This is a genomic window from Prevotella sp. SGI.167 (assembly GCF_050313615.1).
In the GTDB taxonomy this organism is placed as follows: Bacteria; Bacteroidota; Bacteroidia; order Bacteroidales; family Bacteroidaceae; genus Prevotella.
The window spans coordinates 109358-116315 of the sequence record NZ_JBNPLT010000010.1 but is presented as its reverse complement, the minus strand read 5'-3'; the positions used below and the strand labels follow the sequence as shown (position 1 = coordinate 116315).

At 48.1% G+C, this 6958-nt stretch carries 5 protein-coding genes; 3 read left to right on the top strand and 2 right to left on the bottom strand.

What is annotated here, in order from left to right; all coding sequences use genetic code 11:
* Positions 1 to 463 precede the first annotated feature (463 nt).
* From recG to ACQRBJ_RS07275, 3 genes are all read left to right on the top strand, one after another.
* A complete protein-coding gene (gene recG / locus ACQRBJ_RS07285; RefSeq protein ID WP_445303219.1) occupies positions 464 to 2560 on the top strand; it encodes an ATP-dependent DNA helicase RecG in 2097 nt (698 codons plus the stop codon).
* Positions 2561 to 2650: 90 nt separating this feature from the next.
* The gene (locus ACQRBJ_RS07280) at positions 2651 to 2983 is read left to right on the top strand and encodes a hypothetical protein (RefSeq protein WP_441935655.1); all 333 of its coding nucleotides are present in this window, start codon (positions 2651 to 2653) and stop codon (positions 2981 to 2983) included.
* Positions 2984 to 3207: 224 nt separating this feature from the next.
* On the top strand, positions 3208 to 4155 hold the full coding sequence (locus ACQRBJ_RS07275) for a M23 family metallopeptidase (protein ID WP_294969236.1): 948 nt from the start codon (positions 3208 to 3210) through the stop codon (positions 4153 to 4155).
* Between the two features lie 156 nt (positions 4156 to 4311).
* Here ACQRBJ_RS07275 and rseP read toward each other — a convergent pair whose 3' ends face one another.
* Both rseP and ACQRBJ_RS07265 read right to left on the bottom strand, forming a co-directional pair.
* Positions 4312 to 5694, bottom strand: a complete 1383-nt coding sequence (gene rseP, locus ACQRBJ_RS07270) for an RIP metalloprotease RseP (RefSeq protein WP_295347030.1) — start codon at positions 5692 to 5694, stop codon at positions 4312 to 4314.
* A gap of 102 nt (positions 5695 to 5796) precedes the next feature.
* The gene (locus ACQRBJ_RS07265) at positions 5797 to 6957 is read right to left on the bottom strand and encodes a 1-deoxy-D-xylulose-5-phosphate reductoisomerase (protein WP_445303225.1); all 1161 of its coding nucleotides are present in this window, start codon (positions 6955 to 6957) and stop codon (positions 5797 to 5799) included.
* Position 6958 lies beyond the last annotated feature (1 nt).

The window sequence follows — 6958 nt, the reverse complement described above, 5'->3', positions numbered from 1 at the left end:
GTAGAGTTGGGATGCACAAAACATAGAGAAACCATTTACAAAATATAGTTTTCTCATCACAAAAACTATGACTTATTTTTATTAACAATATTCCCCGTAAATATTAAATCCATTTAACAGAACTCTGCAGGGCCGTTTCTTGCCTAACAATGATATTGCCGACAAGGACTCCTTCATGGACTTCTTGAACGAAATTATATAAAGCAGAAAGGAGGTTATTATGAGAACTGATAATGAAATAGTTTCCAAACTAAAGGAGCATCAGTCTTTTTTGCATAGTTTTTAAGCAGCAAGACATACGTCTTAACTCCTTAACTTCCTTAACTCCTTTAACTTCCTGATATGCGAAAGCTCAGTTGTTTATAAGGTAAAGACGCAGAAATCCTTGTTTTGTAACGCAATTATAAAAAAAATAAGTAAAACTTTTGGCAGTCTTGGCATAAAATAGTAATTTTGCAACAATATGAGTAGTATTTTAGATCAAGACATCATGTACCTGCCAGGCGTAGGTCCCAAGAAGAAAGAGATACTGAGCAAGGAACTCGGCATCAACTCTTACGGTGACCTGCTGGAATACTATCCATATAAGTATGTAGACCGCTCCAAGGTCTACCATATCAGCGAACTCACCTCTGAGATGCCTTACGTACAGATAAAAGGAAGGATTCTGAGCTACGAAGAAATAGATACCGGCAAGAGGAACAAGATGCTGGTGGCTCATTTCTCCGACGGCTTCGGCGTGGTAGACCTCACCTGGTTCCGTGGTGCACAATACATCATGAAAACCTATAAAGTGGGCACGGAATACCTCGTCTTCGGAAAGCCTACCGTCTTCAACGGCAGATTCCAGTTTACTCATCCCGACATGGACGATGCCACCCATCTTCAGATATCAGAGATGGGCATGCAGCCCTACTATTCGCTTACCGAAAGCCTCAGGAAGCGCGGCTACAGCTCACGTTCCATCGAGAAGATGAGCAAACAGCTGGTCACCATCCTTCCTCCTCTTCCCGAAACACTGCCAAGCCATATCGTAGAGCGCCTGCATCTGGTTTCGCGAGATGCAGCCATCCGCATGATTCACTATCCGCATTCCCATCAGGAGATGCAGAAGGCTCAGGTGCGCCTCAAATTCGAGGAACTCTTCTATGTGCAGCTTAATATATTAAGGTATGCCAGCGACCAGCGACGCAAATACCGGGGCTATGTCTTCAACCGCATCGCTGACATCTTCAACGGCTTCTATGCCGACCATCTGCCCTTCGAACTGACGGGAGCGCAGAAACGGGTGATGCACGAAATCAGGGCCGACATGTGCAGCGGCAGACAGATGAACCGCCTCCTGCAGGGCGATGTAGGCTCGGGCAAGACGCTCGTGGCACTCATGACCATGCTCATCGCCCTGGACAACGGTTATCAGGCATGCATGATGGCACCTACAGAAATCCTTGCCGAGCAGCATCTCCAGACCATCCACTCTTTCCTGAAGGGCATGGACATCCGGGTAGAACTGCTGACGGGCATCGTGAAAGGAAAGAAAAGAGAAAAGATTCTTGCCGACCTCGCCACCGGCGATATCCAGATTCTGGTCGGCACCCATGCCGTACTGGAAGACCCCGTGGTGTTCCAGCGCCTGGGCATTGCCGTCATCGACGAGCAGCACCGCTTTGGTGTGGCACAGAGAGCGAAACTGTGGAGCAAGAGCGAGAATCCACCGCATATCCTCGTGATGACTGCCACCCCTATCCCGCGCACCCTCGCCATGACCATTTATGGCGACCTGGACGTGAGCGTCATCGACGAACTGCCACCGGGCAGAAAACCGATACAGACCCTGCATAAGTTTGATACCCAGCTCACCAGCCTCTACCAGAGCATCCGCCATCAGATTAATCTCGGCAGACAGGTATATATCGTCTTCCCGCTCATCAAGGAGAGCGAGAAGAGCGACCTGAAGAACCTGGAAGAAGGCTACGAGACGCTGAAACAGGCGTTTCCGGAATTCAAGCTGAGCAAGATTCATGGCAAGATGAAATCAGCCGAGAAGGAAGAGGAGATGGAGCTTTTCGTGAAGGGCGAGACGCAGATTCTCGTTGCCACCACCGTCATAGAGGTGGGCGTGAACGTGCCGAATGCCTCGGTGATGGTGATACTGGATGCCCAGCGCTTCGGTCTCTCCCAGCTGCATCAGCTGCGAGGCCGTGTGGGAAGAGGCTGCGACCAGAGTTACTGCATCCTCGTCACTAACTTCAAGCTTTCTGAGGAGACACGCAAGCGCATCGACATCATGTGTGATACCAACGACGGTTTCCGCATCGCCGAAGCCGATTTGAAGCTCCGTGGTCCCGGCGACCTGGAAGGTACGCAGCAGAGCGGCATGGCTTTCGACCTGAAGATAGCGAATATTGCCAGAGACGGCCAGCTGGTTCAGCTGGCACGCAATGAAGCCCAGGAAATCATCGACAACGACCCGCAATGCAATGCCCCTCAGAACGCCCTGCTCTGGAACCGCCTCAAGGAATTGAAGAAAACCCATATCAACTGGGCAGCCATCAGCTAAAGCGGCAATAAAAAAGGCGGTTTCAGCAATCACCCCCCGTTCCTGGCGATTCTATCGCCAGGCAAAAAACATTAAAAAACAAAAGCAATTATGGATAGAAGAAGAAAACCAGCCATCAGAGAACCTCGTCCGAAACTCACCATGGACGAGATGCGCGCTATCTTATCGGAATTGAAAGAAATAGAAAGCGTAACGGGCATCAGATACATTAAATTACATGTAACCGCCAAAATGATTATCGGCATCCGGGAATCATCGGGCAAGGAATTCACCATCAACCTGGATGACCTGTTCCGAGCCTATCAGGAATGCCTCAGATTTACCAGTCCGGAGGTAAAAAAGTATATTTTCATGGGACATTCCCCTGCCGTGGCATTGCTCAGAATCCTGCAAAAGCATGAAAACGAGCAGATTGACAATTAATTGCACCGAACCTTCATAACAAACGTTAAAAACTAGATTATCACGTTAAATATCGGGGAGTTGGCGTTAACAACCATTGTTTTTCGAGATTTTTTTGTTATATTTGCAACGTCTATATAACAAAATCGCAGATTAGGGTACTTGCCCTAGTGGTTTTTGCAGAATTTGGATTATGGATTCTGCGCTTATTGACATGGACCTAAAAAGAAAATAGAAAAAGTAGTATGAGTTTTAAAAAAAGAATGAAAAAAATTTCGGTCGTTGCCTTGTTGGCGTTAACAGCTGTTCCCGTTTGCGGACAGGATCTGTTAGCAAGACAAGCTCCAGTAGACCACAGAATGAAAGCGCTTGACACGCTTGCTGTCTCGCACTATCGACTAGTGGAAGATAGAGAAAATCCTGCAGCTGAACTGTACGAGGACTTCTCTAACAAGTATGCCCATAAGGCAACAAAATTGCCAGAGCACTTCCGTATCGACCTTCGTCATTTCTGCATGCCAACTCCTAGTCGCGTTGTCACAAGTAACTTCGGTTACCGTGCTAGCTTTGGCCGCCAACATAAAGGTATGGACATCAAGGTTTATATTGGCGACTCAATCCGCTCAGCCTTTTCAGGCAGAGTTCGCATCGTAAGATATGAAGGTGGTGGTTACGGTCAGTACATCGTTATTCGTCACAACAACGGCTTGGAGACCATCTACGGCCACCTCTCAAAGCAGCTCGTTACTGAGGGCGAAGAAGTAAGAGCAGGAGATGTAATCGGCTTGGGTGGTAACACCGGTCGAAGCACAGGTTCTCACCTCCATTTCGAAACCCGTCTCTGTGGCGTGGCTTTGAACCCGGCACTCTTCTTCGATTTCCGCAACCAGGACGTCACTGGCGACTTCTACAATTTCAATCGCGATACCTACGAGAGCGAATATGCAGAGGCTAACGCTGCACGCGGCAAGATTGGAAACGGTGGATATACCAAGGAGCAGGTGAACGGTGGAGAGGTTGGAAGATATACCGCCAGTCCATCAGGAGAAAAGCTCTATCACAAGGTTAAGTATGGTGAAACGCTCATGAGCATCGCTGAGAAACGTGGTGTAAGCGTAGAGCAGATTTGCCGACTCAACGGTTACAAGAAGGATAAGAAGCTGACACCGGGACAGATTATCCGCTACTCATAATTAGGAAACTACAAGACACGAAATACGATAAATAGCAAACAAAATTTAAAATTAACAAAAACCGATTCATATAAAATACCAACAAAAAGGTCGCTACCGTCATGGCAGCGACCTTTATCTTTTCTATATTTTATCCACCTTAATTATATAAGGCATTTACATCAGGTGGAAGAATCTCAACACATCATTCAGGTTGGCTACAACGAGCAGGAGGAGGAGAATAGCGAAACCGACATACTCGGCACGCTCCATGAACTTATCGCCCGGCTTGCGGCCTGTAATGATTTCGTAAAGGAGGAAGAACACATGTCCGCCATCCAATGCCGGAATAGGAAGAATGTTCATGAACGCCAGAATAATGCTCAGGAAAGCGGTCATCATCCAGAAGGCGTGCCAATCCCACATAGAAGGGAACAAGCTGCCCAAGGCTCCGAAACCACCCAGACTCTTGGCACCTTCCTTGGTGAAGACATACTTCATATCGCCTACATAGCCCGACAATACATTCCAACCATACTTGATACCCGCAGGGAAACTCTGGAAGAAGCCGTAGCTGATATGGGTAACCTTGTAATCCAGGAGAACAGGATGATTATAGAAGCCAAACTTCACACCGTTCTCGGTAGACTGCAGCATGACATTGTTCTTCAAAGTATCGCCAGACGCCTTGAGATAGGTTACCTGAGCTGTCAATGCCTTCACGCTGTCCTGATGAGAAGAGGTAGAGGCGAGAACATCATTGATGCGTCCCAGCTCCAACTGGAATTCATTGAAAGAATCCACCTTCTTGCCATTCAGAGCGAGAATCTTATCACCCTTTGCCAAACCCAGTTTGCTGGCAGGAGAATCCTTCATCACACTGTCAATCTGCAATGGCAGATAAACCTCTACGAAGCGAGGACTCTCCTTGATCATGCTGAGCATGTCGAGGTCGCCTGGCAGATTGAGACTCATCGGCTTGCCGCCACGGATGATATCTACACGAGTGGCTGTAGAAAGATCACGATACATGTCGCCATCAAAGGTCTTGAAAGCTCCGAATTCAGTACCCACGAGAATATCATGGTCCTGGAAACCCAATGCCTTTGCCTCGGTATTGAACTTCATTCCCTGAGTCATGTCCTTGGTAGCTACATAGTCTTCGCCCCAATGGAAAAGAATCATGGAATAGATGAAGAGAGCCAGTACGAAATTGACCAGCACACCGCCAATCATAATCAGCAGGCGCTGCCATGCCGGCTTGCTGCGGAATTCGAAAGGCTGCTCAGGCTGTTTCATCTGTTCAGTATCGAAACTCTCGTCTATCATACCCGAAATCTTACAATATCCTCCGAGAGGCAACCATCCCAAACCGTAAGTGGTATCCGAATTCTTTGGCTTGAACTCGAAGAGATGGAACCAAGGGTCGAAGAACAGATAGAACTTCTCTACTCTTACACCGAAGAGCTTGGAGAAGAAGAAGTGTCCGCCCTCATGGAGCAACACCAAGATGGAAAGCGACAGCATCAGCTGCAACGCTTTGATCAAAAATACTTCCATTTATTTACTTTGAACTTTGAACTTGGAACTTTGAACTTTATGATGAGTCCTATATCCTGCGTTCATTTTAATTATTAATTATTAATTCTACATTATTAATTATTACTTGAGCATCAGCTCTGTTGCTATGCGGCGAGCCTCAGCATCCGTCTGCAGATAGACATCGAGATCTGGATTGCTGTCGAAGGTGGCCTTAGCCATCGTCTCCTCGATGATGTCTGCCATCTGGAGGAAGCCACATTCGCCTTTGCGGAAACCGGCATTCACAATCTCATTGGCTGCATTCACGATGCACGACATATTGCCACCCTTCCTGATAGCATCAAAGGCAAGCTGCAGGCACTTGAACTTCTTATAGTCAGGCTTGAAGAACTGCAAATCCTGCGTCTTGAAGAGGTCGAGACGCTCCCCATCGAGATGCAGACGCTGAGGGAACGAGAAGGCATACTGGATAGGCAGACGCATATCAGGCACGCCCAACTGAGCCTTCACGGCTCCATCGACAAACTGAACAGCACTATGAACAACACTCTGAGGATGGATGAGAACCTCTATCTTGTCGGCAGGAACGCCAAAAAGCCATTTCGCCTCTGTCACCTCGAAACCCTTGTTCATGAGCGAAGCCGAATCGATGGTAATCTTGGCTCCCATATCCCAGGTAGGATGCTTGAGGGCATCGGCTGCAGTAACCTTCTCCAACTGCTCGTGGGTATAATTACGGAACGGACCGCCCGAACAGGTCAGGAGAATCTTCTCTACCTCGTTGTCGCCCTCGCCCACCAGACTCTGGAAGATGGCGCTGTGTTCACTGTCTACCGGAAGGATAGGCACATGATATTCCTGGGCAAGATTACAAATCAACTCACCTGCCACCACGAGGGTTTCCTTGTTGGCAAGACAAATTTTCTTACGAGCCTTGATGGCATGGATAGTCGGCTCCAAGCCAGAAAAACCAACCATGGAAGCCAGCACCATATCGATAGGCTCTGACTGTACTATGTCGCAAAGCGCCTGGGCACCTGCATAAACCTTGATATCTGGCTCATCGCTCAGCATATCCAGCAGTTCCTCGTAGTGGTTCTCGTTGGCTATCACTACGGCAGCAGGGTGGAACTTATGTGCCTGCTCGGCAAGTTCCTTCACCCGGTTGTTGGCGGTAAGGCAATATACCTCGTAAAGGTCGCTATGCTGCTCGATGACATCGAGTGCCTGCGTGCCGATACTGCCGGTAGAACCGAGAATACATATCTGTTGTTTCTTCATC

Excerpts from the sequence above, each read along its gene's own strand:
- ACQRBJ_RS07280 (WP_441935655.1), top strand. The coding sequence starts at position 2,651 with ATGGATAGAAGAAGAAAACCAGCCATCAGAGAACCTCGTCCGAAACTC.
- rseP (WP_295347030.1), bottom strand. The coding sequence starts at position 5,694 with ATGGAAGTATTTTTGATCAAAGCGTTGCAGCTGATGCTGTCGCTTTCC.
- ACQRBJ_RS07275 (WP_294969236.1), top strand. The coding sequence starts at position 3,208 with ATGAGTTTTAAAAAAAGAATGAAAAAAATTTCGGTCGTTGCCTTGTTG.
- ACQRBJ_RS07265 (WP_445303225.1), bottom strand. The coding sequence starts at position 6,957 with ATGAAGAAACAACAGATATGTATTCTCGGTTCTACCGGCAGTATCGGC.
- recG (WP_445303219.1), top strand. The coding sequence starts at position 464 with ATGAGTAGTATTTTAGATCAAGACATCATGTACCTGCCAGGCGTAGGT.